Source organism: Arthrobacter sp. 05N425, assembly GCF_056397125.1.
In genome coordinates this window covers 632,294-650,349 of record NZ_JBFTMU010000001.1, presented here as the reverse complement: position 1 = coordinate 650,349, position 18,056 = coordinate 632,294, and the positions used below count along the sequence as shown (strand labels likewise).

The window sequence follows — 18,056 nt, the reverse complement described above, 5'->3', positions numbered from 1 at the left end:
GCCTGCCTTACGACGGCCAGCCCTCCGGACCGGGCGTGCCGGCGGCATATTCCTCCAGCGGGACGCTGTCCCGGGCCCAGGCCTTGAGCACGGGTTCGAGGATGCGCCAGCAGTCTTCCGCAGTGTCGCCGCGCACGGACAGCAGCGGGTCGCCGGTGAGCACCCCTTCAAGCACTTCACCGTAGGGGAGCAGCTCGGAGGCGCTGAGTTCCGCCTTCAGGGTGGCCCGGTCCAGGCTGAGCACGTTGCCGGGGCCGTTCACGTCGACGTCGAACTGCAGCGTGTCCGGGCCGAAGCCGATGCGCAGCTGGTTGGGGGAGTCCACCCCGGTGAAGCCCTTGGGCAGGTGCGGCACCGGCCGGAACGTGACCACGGCTTCCTTGCGCATGGCGCCCAGCGCCTTGCCTGAGCGGAGGATGAACGGCACGCCCTGCCAGCGCCAGTTGTCGATGTCGACCTGCACCTCGGCAAGGGTCTCGGTGTTGCGGGACGCGTCCACGCCCTCTTCCTTGGCGTAGTCCGGGACCTTCCGGCCGTCGATGGAGCCTGCCGTGTACCGGGCGCGGCGGGTGTTCTTGGCGTACGGCGCCTTGATGCTGCTGGCCCGCAGGAGCGTGGCGACGGCGTCGCGCAGGTCCCGCTCGTCCACCGAAGCGGGCGGTTCTATTGCCATCAGGGCCATGATTTGCAGCAGGTGGCTCTGGATCATGTCGCGCAGGGCGCCGGCGCCGTCGTAGTAGCGGGCCCGGCCTTCCAGCGCGAGGTCCTCATCGAAGATGATCTCCACCTTCTCGACGCAGTCCCGGTTCCACACCGGCTCCAGGAAGGTGTTCGCAAAGCGCAGGCCCAGGATGTTCAGTACCGTGGCCTTGCCCAGAAAGTGATCCACCCGGTGGATGTGGTCCTCCGGGACCAGTGCAGCCAGGGTCTTGTTCAGGTCCCGGGCCGATTCTTCGCTGGACCCGAACGGCTTCTCCATCACCAGCCGGGTCCCGGCGGGGACCTGCTCCGGGGTCAGGGCTTCGCAGGCCAGCTGGCTGATCTTCGGCGGCAGGGCGAAATAGACAGCCACCGGTCCTTCCAGCGTGGCCAAGAGGCTGGCCAGCTGCCCTTCGGCGGTGACGTCCAGCTGGTGGTAGCTGGTGCTTTCGCGGATCCGTTTCAGCTCCCGCTTGCCGCTGGAGTCGGCCTGGGAGTTGGCGTCGGCGAAGGAGGTCTCAAGGCGTTCCAGCCACTGTTCCGAAGTCCAGTCGTCCGAGCCCGCGCCCACCAGGGTGAGGCCGGATGCGTGGCCCCTCGCCACCAGCCGGGCCAGTCCCGGCAGCAGCAGCCTGCCGGTAAGGTCGCCCGAGGCGCCGAGGATGAGCAGGGTTTTTACTGTTGGTTGACTGGTCACCTAAGCCAGCATGCCATCTTGAAGGCGGGTCTTGGTACCCTAGATAGTCGAGTCCCGTTGTCGAGGCAGTTCGTTCCGGCGAAACAGTCACGACTCTGGCGTGCCGCACTGGCCGCCAGCTGTAGATCCACTGAAAGAAGTGCACGGCGCGTGTTCAATTCACTCTCTGACCGGTTGACAGCAACCTTCAAGAACCTCCGTGGCAAGGGCCGCCTCACCGAGGCGGACGTTGACGCCACGGTCCGCGAGATCCGGCGTGCCCTGCTGGACGCCGACGTTGCCGTCCCGGTGGTCAGGGAGTTCACCGCCCGCGTGCGCGAGCGGGCCCTCGGCGTCGAGGTCTCCGGTGCGCTGAACCCGAGCCAGCAGATCGTGAAGATCGTCAACGAGGAACTCGTCGAGATCCTCGGCGGCGAGACCCGCCGGATCCGGCTGGCCAAGACCGGGCCGACCATCATCATGCTCGCCGGCCTCCAGGGTGCCGGTAAGACCACCCTCGCCGGCAAGCTTTCCAAGTTCCTCAAGGCGCAGGGCCACAGCCCCATGCTGGTCGCCTGCGACCTGCAGCGCCCCAATGCCGTGACGCAGCTGCAGGTTGTCGGCCAGCGCGCCGGCGTTCCCGTCTTTGCCCCGCACCCGGGGGCCACCTCCTCCGAGCTGGACCACCCTGCCGGTGACCCGGTCGCCGTCGCCCGTGCCGGCGTCGAGGAAGCCAAGCGCACGCTGCACGACGTCGTGATCGTGGACACTGCCGGCCGGCTTGGCGTCGACGCCGAAATGATGGAACAGGCCCGCCAGATCCGCCGGGCCATCGTCCCCAACGAAGTCCTGTTCGTGATCGACTCGATGATCGGCCAGGACGCCGTCAACACGGCGATGGCCTTCGATGAAGGCGTCAACTTCACCGGCATCGTGCTCTCCAAGCTCGACGGCGACGCCCGCGGCGGTGCCGCGCTGTCCGTCGCGTCGGTCACCGGGAAGCCGGTCATGTTTGCGTCCACCGGCGAAGGCCTGGACGACTTCGAGCTCTTCCACCCGGACCGGATGGCCTCGCGCATCCTCGACATGGGCGACGTGCTCACCCTGATCGAACAGGCCGAGAAGTCCTGGGACAAGGACGAAGCGGCCCGGATGGCGAAGAAGTTCGCCGACCAGGAAGACTTCACCCTCGAGGACTTCCTCGCCCAGATGCAGCAGATCCGCAACATGGGCTCGATGAAGAAAATGCTCATGATGATGCCGGGCGCGCAGAACATCCGGCAGCAGCTGGAGCAGTTCGACGAGCGTGAGATTGACCGGGTCGAGGCGGTTGTCCGGTCCATGACCCCGCACGAGCGGGTGGCCCCGAAGATCATCAACGGCTCCCGCCGCGCCCGCATCGCCCGCGGTTCCGGCGTGCACGTCTCCGAGGTCAACGGCCTGCTGGAACGCTTCGCGCAGGCACAGAAGATGATGAAGAAGATGGCCGCCGGCGGAGGTATGCCGGGGATGCCGGGGATGCCCGGCATGGGCGGCGGCGGAGCCCGCAAGGGGGCCAAGAACGCACCGAAGAAGAAGGCCCGCTCCGGCAACCCGGCCAAGGCCGCTCAGGAGCTCAAGGACGCGGAGGCACGGCGCGCCGCTGGCCCCAAGGCTGTGCCCACCGGTGCGGCCTTCGGCCAGCAGGGCGGGGAATTCGACCCGTCCCAGTTGAACCTGCCCAAGGGTTTCGACAAGTTCCTCGGCGGCAGCAAGTAGCGGAAGCCACCTTGGCGCCGGCCGCATCTCGGTGGCCAGGATGCCGGCGTGCAGGATGTCGTCGGCTTCGATGACGGACCGGTGCCATAGGCTTAGGGCATGTTCAAGCAGCGCGTAGTTTTCGTCCACGGGGCCGGCAGTTTTGGCGCCGCGGCGTGGCCGAAGCAGCACGGCATGGCGCTGAGCTACGACGCCTTGTTCCTGCGGCGGCACGGCTTTGACGCCGTCGCCGAGCCGCAGGAGACGGACTTCGCCGCCGACGCCGCAATTGTGCTGCGGGCCCTGGCCGACGACGGCCGCGGCGCTGCCGGCGGCCACGTGGTGGCCCATTCGCAGGGTGCGATCGCGGCGATGATGGCGGCCGTCGAACGCCCCGACCTGGTGCAGTCGCTGACCCTGGTGGAGCCGGCCTGCCTGTCCTTGACCGCGGAGCTCCCGGCCAGCGCTGCGCACCGGGCGCTCATGCAGCCGCTCTTCGACGTCCGGCACAGCCTCAGCGACGACGACTTCCAGCGGGAATTCGTCCGCCGTGCCTTCGCCGCCGGCGCCCCGGGAGCCATGACGCCGGAGGCCCTCCGGGCGGCGCGCCGGCTGCGGCTGCAGGCACCGCCGTGGGAAGCGCCGCTGCACATCGTTCCCGGCGTGCCCACCCTGGTCCTTACCGGTGGCTGGGAGCCGCTCTACGAGGAAATCGCCGGCTACCTGAGGGAGACGGGCGCCCTGCACCGCACCGCACCCGGAGGGCACCGGCCGCAGGACTCAAAAGAGGGCGACCGCGCCATCCGCACGTTCATCGCCGACGTCAACCGCAGCCGGCACGCCCACGCCTCGTAGGAGTGGCCGGCCGGACGCCTACCCCGCAGGGCAGGCGCCCGGCCGCGGCCTAGGGCTGTGCCTGTGCCTAGGCCTGTACCGCTGACTGTGCGCCCACGGTGGGCTCGGGCAGGTAGACCTTGCCTCCGGCCGCCAGAAATTCGTCGCTTTTCCTCCGCATTCCGTCCGCCAGCTGTGCCAAGGCTGCCCGGGAATCCGCCGAACCGTACTCGTCCCGGATGTCCTGGCTGATCCGCATGGAGCAGAACTTCGGCCCGCACATCGAACAGAAATGGGCTGTCTTAGCCGGCTCCGCCGGCAAAGTCTCGTCGTGGAATGCCTCAGCCGTCACCGGGTCCAGGGACAGCGCGAACTGGTCCCGCCAACGGAATTCAAACCGGGCCTTGGATAGGGCATCGTCGCGTTCGTGCGCTCCGGGGTGGCCCTTGGCAAGATCGGCGGCGTGGGCGGCGATCTTGTAGGTGATCACGCCGGTCTTCACGTCGTCCTTGTTGGGCAGGCCGAGGTGCTCCTTCGGCGTGACGTAGCACAGCATGGCGGTCCCGTAGCGGGCGATCTCGGTGGCGCCGATCGCCGAGGTGATGTGGTCATAGCCCGGTGCGATATCCGTGACCAGGGGCCCCAGCGTGTAGAAGGGCGCGCCCTTGCAGAGTTCCTGCTGGCGCTCCACGTTTTCCCGGACGAGGTGGAACGGCACGTGTCCCGGGCCCTCCACCATGACCTGGACATCGAAGTCCCAGGCCCGTTGCGTGAGCTCCGCCAGGGTGTCCAGTTCGGCGAACTGGGCAGCGTCGTTGGCGTCCGCCGTCGACCCCGGCCGCAGGCCGTCGCCGAGTGAGAAGGCGACGTCGTAGCGGGCGAAAATTTCGCACAACTCGTCGAAATGCGTGTAGAGAAAGTTCTCCTGGTGGTGTGCGAGGCACCACCCAGCCATGATGGAACCTCCGCGGGACACGATGCCGGTGACCCGGTTGGCGGTCAACGGGACGTACCGCAGCAGCACCCCGGCGTGGATCGTCATGTAGTCGACGCCCTGCTCGCACTGTTCGATCACCGTGTCACGGAAGATCTCCCAGGTCAGGGCGTTTGCTTCGCCGTTCACCTTCTCCAGTGCCTGATAGATCGGGACGGTGCCGATGGGGACGGGCGAGTTGCGGATGATCCATTCGCGGGTCGTATGGATGTCGTCCCCGGTCGAAAGGTCCATCACCGTGTCCGCCCCCCATTGCGTGGCCCATTGGAGCTTGTCGACCTCCTCGGCGATGGAACTGCTTACCGCGGAGTTGCCGATGTTCGCGTTGATCTTCACCAGGAACGCCTTCCCGATGATCATCGGCTCGGACTCCGGGTGGTTGATGTTGCTTGGGATGATGGCCCGGCCGGCGGCGACTTCGCCGCGGACAAGCTCGACGTCGCAGTTCTCCCGCAGCGCGACGAAACGCATCTCCGGTGTCACGATGCCGTGCCGCGCATAATGCATCTGGGTAACCGTTCGGCCTTCGACGGCGCGACGCGGCTCGGGCGGTGCGCCCCGCCATTCAGCCGAGGCGGCGCCGCGCCTGACCGCGGACTTGCCGTCGTCGAGCAGAGTGCGTTCCCGGCCGCTGTACGGCTCCGTGTCCGCGCGCCCGGCGATCCAGTCACGGCGGAAAGCGGCGAGTCCCACCACCGGGTCGCTGCCCGGGCCCGCGGTGCGGTAGACCCGGAACGGAGGATTCCCGACGCCGCCAGGGGACGGTGCCAGGGCGATTTCGGTTACCGGGACGCGGATCCCGCCGTCCTCGACGTACGCGAGGGCATGCGACTTCAGGGACTGCGTCACGGTAGCTGCTGCGGCGCTGTTCCCATTCTGGGCAGGGCTCTGCTGTGGATTTGTTGCGCTCAAAGAGATACTCACTTCCTTCGCCGGCATTACCCGGACAGGTTCAACGGTCGCAGGCTGCGTCAGCCCGATCTCAGCCCCTGCAAGGGCACCCGTGTGGTCGTAGACGAAGCTACCACAGCCCGACGGGAAGCCGTCGAGGGGCTGGGGGGCTGGGCAGGCTTGGCCCGCGGATCGCGATGCGGATTAGGCTTTAGGCCATGAGCGGCATCATCGAGTTCAGCGGCCCGGTCCTCACCGGAGCCGACCAAGAGCGGCGCGGGCTGTGGGCCGTGGACGGCCGCCTGACCTTCCGGCGCCCCGCGGCCGCGCCGGACCTGGTCCTGGACGGTTGGGTGATCCCCGGGCTGGTCGATGCGCACTGCCATATCGGGCTCGGACCCGGCGGGGATGTTCCCGAGGACGTTGCCGAGCGGCAGGCCCTGACCGATCGCGACGCCGGTACCCTGCTGGTCCGCGACGCCGGCGCCGTTCATGACACCCGCTGGATCCAGCAACGGCGCGAGCTGCCACGCATTCTCCGCGCCGGGCGGCACATCGCCAGGACGCGGCGGTACCTGCGGGGCTTCGCCGTCGAGGTGGAACCCGAGGACCTCGTGGAGGCCGTACGCAAGCAGGCCCGCGCGGGGGACGGCTGGGTCAAGCTGGTGGGGGACTGGATCGACCGCGACGCCGGCGACCTCGCTGCGAGTTTCCCGGCCCGGAGCGTCAGGGACGCGGTCCGGGCCGCCCACGACGAAGGCGCCCGCGTCACGGCGCACTGCTTCGCGGAGGACACCCTCGATGACATGCTCGACGCCGGCATCGACTGCATCGAACACGGAACCGGGCTGCTTCCCCGGCACTTGCCGCGCTTCGTCGAACAGGGTGTCCCGATTGTCCCCACCCTGATCAACATCGCCACTTTCCCGGACATCGCGGCCCAGGCCAAGGCAAAGTTCCCCCGCTACGCGGCGCACATGCTGGGGCTCTGGGAACGCCGCGCCGAACGGATCCTCGAGGCGTATGAGGCCGGGGTCGCCATCTACGCCGGGACGGACGCGGGGAGTGTGATCAAGCACGGGCGCATCGTCGACGAACTTGAGGCCCTGCACGGCGCCGGGCTCCCCGCCGGCGCCGCCCTCGACGCAGGGGCCTGGGCCGCCCGCGACTGGCTCGGAGCCGACGCGATCACAGAAGGTGCCAGTGCCGACGTCCTGGTCTGCGCCGAGGATCCGCGCGGGAATCTCGGCACCCTGCGCGAGCTCAGGGGCATCGTGCTCCGCGGCGAACTGGTACAGGGGAGCATCCCCGGCCATTAGGAATAAATTGAAGCTTCAAGTAATTTAACTCTACGAGGGTCGCCGAAGGTCGGGGGCCACAGAACCACCGGAGCGTTTCAATGACCGTAGAAGCCAGCACCCAGGATCTCCTTCCTGCCGAACTCACCATGGGCACCGTGATGCTCAAGGTCGGCGACATGAAGCTGATGACGGACTACTACCAGCGCGCCCTCGGCCTCGACATCGTTGCCGAGCAGGACGGCGGGCTCTACCTCGGACGCAAGCTCAAGCCGCTGGTCCACCTGGCACCGGCACCCGGGCTGAACCTGCCCTCCCGCGGCGAAGCCGGCCTCTTCCACACCGCCCTTCTCTTTGAGGACCAGCCCTCGCTGGCCGCCACCGTCGCGTCCGCCGCGCAGTATGAGCCGCAATCCTTCACCGGCAGCGCCGACCACCTTGTCAGCGAGGCCTTCTACTTCAATGACCCGGAGGGCAACGGTATCGAGCTCTACTGGGACCGCCCCCGCGAAGCCTGGTCCTGGGACGGCAAGAACGTCGTGATGGACAGCCTGGCCCTGCCGCCGCAGCGCTACCTCGAGCAGCACCTCACCGAGGCGTCGCTCGCCGGGCAGCGCGAGGCCGACGCCGGCGTCGGGCACGTCCACCTGCAGGTCGGCGACGTGCAGTCCGCGCACGACTTCTACGTCGGCACCCTCGGCTTTGAGAAGACCGCGGGCTGGCACGGCCAGGCGCTCTTCGTCTCAGCCGGCGGCTACCACCACCACATGGCCATGAACGTTTGGAACAGCCGCGGCGCCGGCCCCCGCCGTGACACCCTCGGCCTCGGCGAAGTGCTGGTTGAAGTACCGTCCGGCGACGACGTCGGCGCCCTCGCCGACCGCCTCAAGACCGCGGGCGTCCAGTCGCACCACACCGGAGCCGAGCTGCGCTTCGAGGATCCGTGGCGCAACAGCATCCGCGTCGCCGTCCGCTGATCATCCGGACATGCCCAGCCTGCAGCGCCAGCGTTGGACATGTCCAATCCTCGAAGCCCACTCCGGGCATGTCCAACTTTCGACGGCAGGGTCCGCGGACATGTCCTGTGTGCGCGTCGGGGAATGGACATAGTGGGATTATGTCCATTGCTCGCGGCCAGGGGTGGGCATTTCCGCTGGCGGGAGTGCGCGAGGCAGGGCGCGGCATGGGGTCGCCCGGTCATGTCCGTCCGCCGATCGGGACGCCGGGCATGTCCATCCGCCGCGGCCAGGGATGGACATAGTGGGATTATGTCCATTGCTCGCGGCCGGGGCAGGGCATGTCCGGTCCGGGCGCGGCCGGGCTGGAGCGGATAGGCTGAAAGCGACGCCAAAAACGCGGCCAGCGCCGCCAACCCTCATGAGGAGCACTTCCTTGGGATTTACTGAAATCTTCGTCGCCACCCATGACGCCGCCCTCAAGCGTGCAGCGGCCCTCGACGGCGGCGCCGCGGTCGCCCCCGGCGCGGTCCGGATTCCGGACATCAGCGACTTCGAAGTCGAACGCCTGGGTGACCTGGCCGGGACTGCCGTGCATGCCGCCGGGGCCGACTATGAGCTGGCCATGGTGGACGTGGCCAGCGACTCCCTGTTGGGCGTGCCGGCCGCCATGGTCCGTGCCCTGGCCGAGTTGCTCAGCTACGAGACCGAGGGCGAGGGTGATGTCCTAGCGGACGTCGCCGAAGGCTGGGCCGCGGAGGAGGACATGCCCTTCGGTGCCGACCAGGCCGCCCGCTATGTCCGCCAGCTCGCCGAACTCGCTGCCGGCGTTGACCCCGCCACCAAGGCCGGGCTCTACGTCTGGACCTCCTGACGCGCCCAAGCCGACGGCTCGAAAAAGTGCCCGGACACGCAGCCCTAGGGCGTCAAGTCGAAATCCGCGCGGTGATCTGGCACAATGAACAGGTACTCGATCTGCGTGGCCCCTCTCTCCGCGTCCGGATCTTGTCCTTTTAGAACCCCCTAGTACGGCCCGCCCCACGGGTGCAGAACGCCGGGCTCGACCCCGTTTCAGAAACAGGAGTGACCACAAAAGTGGCCGTAAAGATTCGCCTTAAGCGCTTCGGCAAGATGCGCGCACCGTACTACCGCATCGTCGTCATGGACGCACGCTCCAAGCGTGATGGCCGTGCCATCGAAGAGATCGGCAAGTACCACCCGACCGAAGAGCCCTCGTACATCGAGGTCGACACGGACCGTGCCCAGTACTGGCTCGGCGTCGGCGCACAGCCGTCCGAGCAGGTTGCCGCGATCCTGAAGATCACCGGTGACTGGCAGAAGTTCAAGGGTCTCCCGGGCCAGGAGGGCACCTTGAAGACCAAGGCTCCCAAGGAAGCCTTCGTCACCCCGGAAAAGGGTTCCGTGATCATCCCGGAAGCCATCACCAAGAAGGCTAAGAAGGACGACGCAGCCGAGGCTCCCGCCGACGCCGAAGCAGAGACCACCGAGGCTGAGTAAATTGCTGGCAGAAGCGCTCGAACACCTGGTCCGCGGGATTGTTGACAGCCCCGAGGACGTCAAGGTCAGTGCGAAGAACAACCGCCGCGGGGACACCCTCGAGGTGCGCGTTCATCAGGACGATCTGGGACGGGTGATCGGACGCCAGGGCCGCACCGCACGCGCTTTGCGCACTGTGGTGGCGGCGCTGGCCGACGGCGAGCCGGTCAGGGTCGACGTCGTCGACACCGACCGCCGCCGGTAGCGCGACCAGCATTATTTGTCTTTAGTCCGGCCCCTTCACCAGCTTATGGTGGAGGGGCCGGACTGTTTTGCGCAGCAAATGCACCAACAAATCCCAGACTTTACGAGAACCCGAACAGAGGAACAGATGCAGCTTCAGGTGGCACGAATCGGCAAGCCCCATGGCATCCGCGGCGAAGTGACCGTCCAGGTGCTGACGGACGCCCCCGGTGACCGCTTTGTTCCCGGCACCCAGTTCGTGGTGGAACCGGCGTCGGCCGGGCCGCTGACCGTTGAGAGCGCCCGCTGGAACAAGGACATCCTGCTGCTGGCGTTCGAGGAGGTGGAGACCCGCAACGAGGCGGAAGCCCTCCGCGGAGCCAAGCTCTACGTCGAGACCGAAGAACTGGACGAGGACGACGACGAGGGCTGGTACGAGCACGAGCTGGTGGGCCTGGACGTCCGCGTCGGCGACCAGGTGGTCGGCAAGGTCTCCGGTCTGCACACCATGCCGGTCCAGGACCTGCTCGTGGTGACTGACCGGGACGGCAAGGAAATCCTGATCCCGTTCGTGGAGCAGATCGTGCCTGAGGTCAACGTCGCGGACAAGTACGTCCTCGTCACCCCGCCAGCCGGCCTTTTCGAGGTCAACACCGAGGCCGGCGGGACCCCCGACGACGGCGGCACCGAAACAGACGCCGGCGCCGAGGGAGCCAGCGACGCCGAACGTGGCGCGGGGGACAACGCCTAAGATGCGGATCGACGTCGTCAGCATCTTCCCCGAATACCTGGCACCGCTGGAACTCTCGCTGATCGGAAAGGCCCGCCAAGACGGGCTGCTGGACCTCAACGTCCACGACCTCCGCGACTTCACCACGGACCGGCACCGCACCGTGGACGACACCCCGTATGGCGGCGGCGCCGGCATGGTGATGAAGCCCGAACCGTGGGCCCAGGCCCTGACCGCCATTGCCGAGGCCGGCCCGAAAGCGCCTGGGGCGGAGGCCGTTCGCAAGCCCGTACTGATCGTCCCGTCGCCGGCGGGGGAGCGCTTCAGCCAGGCGATTGCCCACGAACTCGCGGAAGAAGAGCAGCTCGTCTTTGCCTGCGGACGCTACGAGGGTATCGACGAACGGGTCCTGGAGTGGGCTGCGGAACACTTCACCGTCCGGCCCATGAGCCTCGGGGACTACGTGCTGAACGGCGGCGAGGTGGCCGTGCTGGCCATGGTCGAAGCCGTGGGGCGGCTGTTGCCCGGCGTCGTCGGAAACCCCGAATCGCTCGTGGAGGAATCCCACTCCGACGGCCTGCTCGAGTACCCCGTGTACACCAAGCCGTCCAGCTGGCGGGACCGCGAGGTTCCGCCCGTGCTGCTGAGCGGCAACCACGGCAAGATCGCGCAGTGGCGGCGTCACGAACAGTACCGGCGCACCGCCGAACGCCGGCCGGACCTGCTCGACGCGTTCGACGCCGGCAAGCTGCCACGCGCGGACCGCACCGCTTTCGGGGAACTGGGCTACGACGTCGTGGACGGCCGGCTCCGGCGCCGCCCCGACGCCTGAGCTGAGCCGATTCGCGAAGCCCATTCGCTCGGCCAATTCACCAAAACGTGCCGGAATGTGGCAAAATTAGTCCTTGTGCCTGCTGGGTGCGAACCTGCCACAGGGGGAGCGTCACCAACAGCGCGGCACCCCGGTCCCGTCAATTCCTGACGGAGCCGGAACGACAAAACTTTCGGCGGGAATTTCCGGTGCGCACAGCACCCGGGCTTGGCCGCCGTGACCCAACGTGAATGACCTGTGGCGTTCACCAGGAGTGGATCAATGCATATCCTCGATTCCGTAGATGCAGCTTCGCTGCGCAACGATGTTCCCGAGTTCCGCGCGGGTGACACCATCAAGGTGCACGTGAACATCATCGAAGGCAAGAACTCCCGTGTCCAGGTCTTCCAGGGCTTCGTCCTGGGCCGCCAGGGCGACGGCGTCCGCGAAACCTTCACCGTCCGCAAGGTCTCTTTTGGCGTCGGCGTGGAGCGTACCTTCCCGGTACACTCCCCGATCATCGACAAGATCGAGCTCGTCTCCAAGGGTGACGTGCGCCGCGCCAAGCTTTACTACATGCGTGCACTGCGCGGTAAGGCTGCGAAGATCAAGGAAAAGCGCGACTTCCAGACCGCCAAGTAAGTCCTTCGGACTTTCCAGCGGGTCCACGGAGGGCTCCGGCGTTTGCCGGAACCGTCCCCACTGCGCCGTTCAATTAGAAAAGCGTTAGAGGACACGGATCATGGAACAGACAAGACGCCGGCCCAGGAAACTGGGCTGGCGTTTTGCGCTTCTGGGCCTGGTGCTGGCCGTGGCAATCAGCGGCCTGGTCCGGTCACTGTGGCTGGATGTTTACTTCATCCCGTCCGCGTCGATGGAGCCGCTGCTCCGCGACGGTGACAGGATCCTGGTGTCCCGCACCGACTTCGCGTTCGACCCGGTCCGCCGCGGCGACGTCGTGGTCTTCGACGGCCGCGGCTCTTTTGCCCCGCTCAGCAGCGGCAAAGGACCTGCGGCTGACGTCCTGACCGGCGCTGGCCACTGGCTGGGCCTGACCGGCAGCGACACCACCTATGTCAAGCGCGTCATCGGGCTACCTGGCGACCGCGTGGTGTGCTGCGGCGCGGACGGCCGGCTCACAGTTAACGGCCAGCAACTTGAGGAACGCTATCTGTATGAAGGCGACGCCCCGAGTAAGTTGAAGTTCGACGTGATTGTCCCGGACGGCAGGCTCTGGCTGATGGGAGACCACCGTTCGAAATCGGCCGATTCGCGCAGCCTGCTGGGCGCGCCGGGAGGCGGTATGGTCCCGCTGGAGCGCGTGATCGGCCGCCCGGTACAGATCATCTGGCCGCTTGATAGATTTGCAGCAATTCCGCGGCCCAACGAGGCCGCCACGACGATGAAGAACGGACAGTAGATGCCCGAGACCGGACCCCGGACTCCTGATCCGCGGGGGCACGACGAGCCCCGAGTGACCTCCTCGCCCATCCCCGGCGCCGAACACCCGACGACGCGGCTGCCCGCCGCGCCGAGGCCCGAACACGCGCCGGACCCTCGGCCGGTGCAGGCTGAACCGGTTCAGGCTGAATCGGTGCACGCTGAACCGGTGCACGCGGCGCCCGCGGCGCCCGCGCAGCCCGAGCGGGCCGAGGGCGCCCCATTGGCCGGTCCCTCACATGCCGGACCGTCGTCGGCGCGGGCCCGAAAGGCTAAAGCCCGCGAGGGCCGCAACCCGATGCTTCTCTGGCTTAAGGAGATCGCCACGGTGGTGGTGATCGCCGTCGTACTGTCTTTCCTGATCAAGACCTTCCTGTTCCGGGCTTTCTATATTCCGTCCGAGTCCATGATGAACACGCTGGACGTCAACGACCGGATCTTCGTCAACTTGCTGGTGCCGGAGCCGATCGCCTTGGAGCGCGGGGACGTCGTGGTGTTCCGGGACACCAAGGGATGGCTTGTCCCGAGCGCCGTGAAGCCGGCCGGTCCGTTGACCGGTGTCCAGGATGCGCTGACGTTTGTGGGCCTGCTCCCCGACAACTCCGAGCAGCACCTGGTCAAGCGCGTCATCGGCCTGCCGGGCGACCACGTCGTCTGCTGCGACGGCAGCGGCCGGCTCACCGTCAACGGGGCTCCCCTGAACGAGAAATACGTCAACAGCGCCGAGGTCCCGCAGGTGCGCGACTTCGACGTCGTCGTGCCGGCCGGCAAGGTCTGGGTCATGGGCGACAACCGGAACCACTCCGCCGACTCGCGCGCCCACATGGAAAGCAACGGCGGCTTCATCGACGTGGCCGACATCGAAGGCAAGGCGGCCGTGATCGCGTGGCCGTTGAACCGGATCACGTCGCTGGACAACTATCCGGACGTGTTCCGCGGCGTCCCGGCTCCGGTGAAGAAGTAGGGACAGCAGTGTCCGAAGCTCCAACCCTCGACTACGAGCGCCGCTTCCGTGGCTCCGGCGCGCGGCTGCTCGCCGGGATCGACGAAGTGGGACGTGGGGCCCTGGCCGGACCCGTCAGCGTCGGAATCGCCGTCGTGGACCTGCATAAGCAGAAGCTGCTCGCCGACGTGCGGGACAGCAAGCTGCTCAAGGTCGCGGACCGGGAACGGCTCGAACCGCTGGTGCGCAGCTGGAGCGTCGCCTCGGCCGTGGGGCACGCCAGCGCGGCGGAAATCGACGCGCTGGGGATCATCGGCGCGCTCCGGCTCGCCGGCAACCGTGCCTGGTTCGCGGTGCTGGCCGCCGGTGTGACACCGGACGTGGTGCTCCTGGACGGCAGCCACAACTGGCTCTCACCCGTGGCGCAGGCCTCGCTCTTCGACGAGGGCCCCGAGGAGCCGGGCTGTGACGCGCCGGTCCACACCCTGGTCAAGGCCGACATGCAGTGCCTCAGCGTGGCCGCGGCATCCGTGCTGGCCAAGGTCGAACGTGACCGGCAGATGGCTGTCCTGCACACCGAGTACCCGGCGTTCGGCTGGAACGAGAACAAGGGCTACGGCACCGCTGCGCACAAGGAGGCCCTCCGCGCCGCCGGCCCCACGCCGTACCACCGGGTGAGCTGGCAACTGCTCGGCGACTGAGCGGTGGCGCGCGCCCGGCGCCCGATGGTGCAAGATGGAACCATGAGTGCCGAGGACCTTGAAAACTATGAGACCGACATGGAGCTACAGCTCTACCGCGAATACCGCGACGTCGTCGGGCTGTTCAGCTATGTGGTCGAGACCGAACGGCGTTTCTACCTGGCCAACCACGTGGACCTGCAAGCGCGCAGCGCCGACGGCGAGGTCTACTTCGACCTGACCCTGCAGGACGCCTGGGTGTGGGATGTCTACCGCTCCGCCCGGTTCGTCAAGAGCGTCCGCGTCATCACTTTCAAAGACGTCAACGTCGAGGAACTCCCGCGCAGCGAGGAGCTCGCCCTGCCCAAGGTCGAGGGCCTGGGCAACTGATTCCTGCCCCGCGTGACCTGAAGTTACCCACATAGCCGAATTTTTGTCCGCGTGCTGGCCGCCCTGCGATCCACGCTGGAGGCATGAGAGCTAAGGACATGCTGGGCCGGCGCGGCGAGGAACTCGCCGCCGGCTTTATCGAAGCCCAGGGAATGCTGATTGTTGACCGCAACTGGCGTTGCCCCGAGGGTGAAATCGATATCGTCGCCCTAGACGGCGACGCCCTGGTTATCGCCGAGGTCAAGACCCGAAGATCCCTCGCCTACGGGCACCCGTTCGAGGCCGTGGGCGTGGACAAGCTCGCCCGGCTGCACCGGCTGGCCTCGGCATGGTGCCGGGACCATGAGCTGCGGATGCCGCTGCGCCGCGTAGACGTCATCGCCGTGGTCGACGACGGGACCGGTTCCCCGGCCATCGAACACCTCAGAGGGGTGGGGTAGATGGCGCTGGGACGGACCTATTCGGTGGCGCTGGTCGGCCTGAACGGCTACATCGTCGAGGTCGAGGCCGACATCGGCCAGACCCTGCCTGCGTTCGTGATCCTCGGCCTGCCGGATGCCTCGCTCAATGAGGCCAAGGAACGGATTCGGTCTGCGGCGCAAAACTCCGGTATCCCGCTCAGCCGCCGGAAGATCACCGCGAACCTCATTCCGGCGTCGCTGCCCAAGCGCGGCTCCGGATTCGACCTCTCCATCGCCATGGCGGTGCTGCTGGCCGCCAACGACGTGCGCTCCACCGGACGGCATGTCTTCATCGCCGAACTTGGCCTGGACGGGCGGCTGCGTCCGGTCCGCGGCATTCTGCCGGCCGTGATGGCGGCGGTTCAGGCGGGGTATCCCGACGTCGTGGTGGCGCAGGCCAACGCCGCCGAAGCAGAGCTGGTGCCCGGCGCCAGGGTCCGCGGCTACCGTACCCTGGCCAGGCTGGCGTTCGATTTCGGCGCCGACCCGCAGGACCTTGCCCTGGACTTCGAGCCGGACACAGCGGATGCCGACGACGTCGACGGGACGGCCCCGGCCGGCCTGGCACCGGATATGTGCGACGTCTCCGGCCAGTCTGACGGTCGCCGGGCCCTGGAAGTGGCCGCCGCCGGAGCGCACCACGTGCTGTTCACCGGCCCGCCCGGGGCAGGCAAGACCATGCTGGCAGAGCGCCTGCCCGGGTTGCTCCCTGATCTCGGTGACCGGGAAGCCATGGAGGTGACGGCCATTCATTCCCTCAGTTCGCTCACCTCGGCTTCCGTCACGCTGCTGCGGCGGCCGCCCTACGAGAATCCGCACCACACCGCCACCGCGGCTGCCATTATCGGCGGAGGATCCGGATTGCCTCGGCCCGGCGCGGCGTCCAGGGCTCACCGCGGCGTGTTGTTTCTCGATGAAGCCCCCGAATACGAGCGCCGGGTCCTCGACGCACTCCGGCAGCCACTCGAAAGCGGCGAACTGGTCATCCACCGCTCGGCGGGCACCGCTGCCTACCCAGCCCGGTTCCAGCTGGTCCTCGCCGCCAACCCCTGTCCCTGCGGCAAAGCCTCTGGAAAGGGCGTGGACTGCACCTGCACCCCGATGATGCGGCGCCGTTATCTCGCTCGGATGTCGGGGCCGCTGCTGGACCGGGTCGACATCCAGTTGGAGGTCGAGCGCGTTGCACTCGCAGACTTCGGCCAGCCCCGGGCCGAAGAGGCCACAGCCGACATCGCCGCCAGGGTGCGCGCCGCCCGGGAGCGCCAGCTGGACCGGCTCCGGCCGCTCGGACTGGAAACCAACTCGCAGGTTCCCGGACGGGTGCTCCGCGGCCCCCTGCGGCTCTCGGGACCTACGACGCGGATCCTCGACCATGCGCTGGAACGCGGCGCCCTGACGGCCCGCGGCTATGACCGGGTGCTGCGTCTGGCGTGGACCCTTGCGGATCTCTCCGGCCGCGACGGGCCGGACGCGGATGACATCGGTCAAGCGCTCAATCTTCGGCAATCCGCATCGGCTGCCGCGTGACGGCGCCGAGCTGTCCCATCCCGCCACGCCCCGCTATCAGCACCACAGCAGCACCGGAAGAGGAGAGAGCAGCACCATGACACAGAACGAAAGGACCGCCCGGGCGGCGCTGTCCAGGCTTCTGGAACCCCAGGACGCCGCCGGCCTGGCGCTCGTACGGGTTGCCGGCGCCGGGGATGCGCTGCGGATCGCCACCGGGCAACTGCCGGCCGGCCCGAGGCTGGAGCAGGACGGCGCCGGCGGCGGCTGGACCGGCATGGGCATGGCACTGAAGCGCTGGGCACCGCGGGTACCCGACCTGGCGCCGGAGCGCGACCTGGCGACCATGCAGCGCCTCGGCGGCCGCCTTATTATCCCGGCGGACAACCTGTGGCCCGGCCAGCTCGCGGACCTGGGGCTGCAGGAGCCGCTCTGCCTCTGGTGGCGGGGCGTGGAACAGGAGTTGCCGCCAGTCCACAAAGCCATTGCGCTGGTGGGCTCCCGCGACAGCACAGCCTACGGCTCTGCAGTAACGGGCGACCTCGCTTATGGGCTGGCCCAGCGGGGCTTCACGATTATCTCCGGCGGAGCCTACGGGATTGACGCCCACGCCCATCGGGCCGCCCTGGCCGGTGCCGCCGCGGGCCTGCCAACTATCGCCGTCATGGCAGGTGGAGTGGACCGGTTCTACCCCGCGGGCAACGAGGATCTGCTCCGTGCGGTGGCCAACCAGGGCGCCGTGCTGGCCGAGGTCCCGCCGGGTTCTGCCCCCACACGGTACCGCTTCCTGCAACGCAACAGGCTCATCGCTGCGCTGGCCGCCGTCACGGTGGTGGTCGAAGCCCGGTGGAGATCCGGGGCGCTCAACACCGCCCACCATGCCGAGACCCTGGGCAGGGCGGTCGGCGCGGTGCCGGGCTCGGTGCACAGTGCCAACTCGGCCGGCTGCCACCGGTTGCTGCGCGAAGGCGGCGCAGTGTGCGTCACGGACGCGGCCGAGATCGCGGAACTGGCCTCGCCGAGCGGCGAGGCGCTGCCGGAGGCCAAGGCGGGCCGGGCGGAGGCCCACGACGGGCTGACCCTCGAAGACCTCATTCTCCTGGACGCCCTTCCGCTGCGGATCACCAGCACTATTGAGAAGCTTTCCGTGGTCGCCGGGCTGAGCCCGGAATCGGTCAGGGCTGGTCTTGGGCGGCTCGGACTGCTGGGCCTGGCCGAATCACACCGTGGCGGCTGGAAACGCTCCGCCAAGGCGGGCTGACGCGATGCA

The 18,056-nt window shown here is 67.9% G+C and carries 19 protein-coding genes and 1 riboswitch; of the genes, 17 read left to right on the top strand and 2 right to left on the bottom strand.

Going from position 1 to position 18,056, the window contains the following annotated elements; genetic code table 11:
* Window positions 1-7: 7 nt before the first annotated feature.
* Window positions 8-1,396, bottom strand: a complete 1,389-nt coding sequence (locus tag AC1DGE_RS03015; RefSeq protein WP_476916852.1) for a glucose-6-phosphate dehydrogenase — start codon at window positions 1,394-1,396, stop codon at window positions 8-10.
* 150 nt (window positions 1,397-1,546) lie between these two features.
* On the opposite strand from AC1DGE_RS03015, the gene ffh reads away from it, so the two are divergent.
* The gene (gene ffh / locus AC1DGE_RS03010; RefSeq protein ID WP_441417505.1) at window positions 1,547-3,133 is read left to right on the top strand and encodes a signal recognition particle protein; all 1,587 of its coding nucleotides are present in this window, start codon (window positions 1,547-1,549) and stop codon (window positions 3,131-3,133) included.
* A 99-nt stretch (window positions 3,134-3,232) separates the two neighbouring features.
* Window positions 3,233-3,967 carry an alpha/beta fold hydrolase gene (locus tag AC1DGE_RS03005; RefSeq protein WP_441417506.1) on the top strand — a complete coding sequence of 245 codons (735 nt, stop codon included), beginning with the start codon at window positions 3,233-3,235 and terminating at the stop codon, window positions 3,965-3,967.
* Between the two features lie 67 nt (window positions 3,968-4,034).
* On the opposite strand, the gene thiC is transcribed toward AC1DGE_RS03005, so the two are convergent.
* The gene (gene thiC / locus AC1DGE_RS03000) at window positions 4,035-5,879 is read right to left on the bottom strand and encodes a phosphomethylpyrimidine synthase ThiC (RefSeq protein WP_441417507.1); all 1,845 of its coding nucleotides are present in this window, start codon (window positions 5,877-5,879) and stop codon (window positions 4,035-4,037) included.
* Window positions 5,848-5,955: riboswitch (TPP riboswitch) on the bottom strand. It overlaps the preceding gene by 32 nt.
* Before the next feature lie 94 nt (window positions 5,956-6,049).
* On the opposite strand from thiC, the gene AC1DGE_RS02995 reads away from it, so the two are divergent.
* The 15 genes from AC1DGE_RS02995 (at window position 6,050) to dprA (ending at window position 18,047) form a co-directional block, all read left to right on the top strand.
* Entirely contained in the window at window positions 6,050-7,150 is a 1,101-nt protein-coding gene (locus AC1DGE_RS02995; protein ID WP_441417508.1) for an amidohydrolase family protein, read from the top strand.
* A gap of 80 nt (window positions 7,151-7,230) precedes the next feature.
* Complete coding sequence (locus tag AC1DGE_RS02990) at window positions 7,231-8,106, top strand: VOC family protein (RefSeq protein ID WP_441417509.1); 876 nt, start codon at window positions 7,231-7,233, stop codon at window positions 8,104-8,106.
* 415 nt (window positions 8,107-8,521) lie between these two features.
* Complete coding sequence (locus AC1DGE_RS02985) at window positions 8,522-8,959, top strand: hypothetical protein (protein ID WP_175320852.1); 438 nt, start codon at window positions 8,522-8,524, stop codon at window positions 8,957-8,959.
* Between the two features lie 221 nt (window positions 8,960-9,180).
* Window positions 9,181-9,603, top strand: coding sequence for a 30S ribosomal protein S16 (rpsP, locus tag AC1DGE_RS02980; RefSeq protein WP_138769023.1), 423 nt, complete (start codon window positions 9,181-9,183; stop codon window positions 9,601-9,603).
* A 1-nt stretch (window position 9,604) separates the two neighbouring features.
* Window positions 9,605-9,847: an RNA-binding protein gene (locus AC1DGE_RS02975; protein ID WP_056426755.1), complete on the top strand. Its 243-nt coding sequence runs from the start codon at window positions 9,605-9,607 to the stop codon at window positions 9,845-9,847.
* A 126-nt stretch (window positions 9,848-9,973) separates the two neighbouring features.
* A complete protein-coding gene (gene rimM, locus AC1DGE_RS02970; protein WP_476916851.1) occupies window positions 9,974-10,576 on the top strand; it encodes a ribosome maturation factor RimM in 603 nt (200 codons plus the stop codon).
* A gap of 1 nt (window position 10,577) precedes the next feature.
* Window positions 10,578-11,387 carry a tRNA (guanosine(37)-N1)-methyltransferase TrmD gene (trmD, locus tag AC1DGE_RS02965; protein ID WP_441417511.1) on the top strand — a complete coding sequence of 270 codons (810 nt, stop codon included), beginning with the start codon at window positions 10,578-10,580 and terminating at the stop codon, window positions 11,385-11,387.
* A 261-nt stretch (window positions 11,388-11,648) separates the two neighbouring features.
* The gene (rplS, locus tag AC1DGE_RS02960; protein ID WP_056738299.1) at window positions 11,649-12,008 is read left to right on the top strand and encodes a 50S ribosomal protein L19; all 360 of its coding nucleotides are present in this window, start codon (window positions 11,649-11,651) and stop codon (window positions 12,006-12,008) included.
* 100 nt (window positions 12,009-12,108) lie between these two features.
* Window positions 12,109-12,786, top strand: coding sequence for a signal peptidase I (gene lepB / locus AC1DGE_RS02955; RefSeq protein WP_441417512.1), 678 nt, complete (start codon window positions 12,109-12,111; stop codon window positions 12,784-12,786).
* Window positions 12,787-12,840: 54 nt separating this feature from the next.
* The gene (lepB, locus tag AC1DGE_RS02950) at window positions 12,841-13,770 is read left to right on the top strand and encodes a signal peptidase I (RefSeq protein ID WP_476916850.1); all 930 of its coding nucleotides are present in this window, start codon (window positions 12,841-12,843) and stop codon (window positions 13,768-13,770) included.
* 8 nt (window positions 13,771-13,778) lie between these two features.
* Window positions 13,779-14,450 carry a ribonuclease HII gene (locus tag AC1DGE_RS02945; RefSeq protein WP_441417514.1) on the top strand — a complete coding sequence of 224 codons (672 nt, stop codon included), beginning with the start codon at window positions 13,779-13,781 and terminating at the stop codon, window positions 14,448-14,450.
* Between the two features lie 42 nt (window positions 14,451-14,492).
* Window positions 14,493-14,819: a DUF2469 domain-containing protein gene (locus AC1DGE_RS02940; RefSeq protein ID WP_056426737.1), complete on the top strand. Its 327-nt coding sequence runs from the start codon at window positions 14,493-14,495 to the stop codon at window positions 14,817-14,819.
* A gap of 83 nt (window positions 14,820-14,902) precedes the next feature.
* Window positions 14,903-15,259, top strand: coding sequence for a YraN family protein (locus AC1DGE_RS02935; RefSeq protein WP_476916849.1), 357 nt, complete (start codon window positions 14,903-14,905; stop codon window positions 15,257-15,259).
* On the top strand, window positions 15,260-16,807 hold the full coding sequence (locus AC1DGE_RS02930) for a YifB family Mg chelatase-like AAA ATPase (protein WP_476892352.1): 1,548 nt from the start codon (window positions 15,260-15,262) through the stop codon (window positions 16,805-16,807). It abuts the gene before it with no gap.
* Window positions 16,808-16,883: 76 nt separating this feature from the next.
* A complete protein-coding gene (dprA, locus tag AC1DGE_RS02925) occupies window positions 16,884-18,047 on the top strand; it encodes a DNA-processing protein DprA (protein ID WP_476916848.1) in 1,164 nt (387 codons plus the stop codon).
* Window positions 18,048-18,056: the final 9 nt, after the last annotated feature.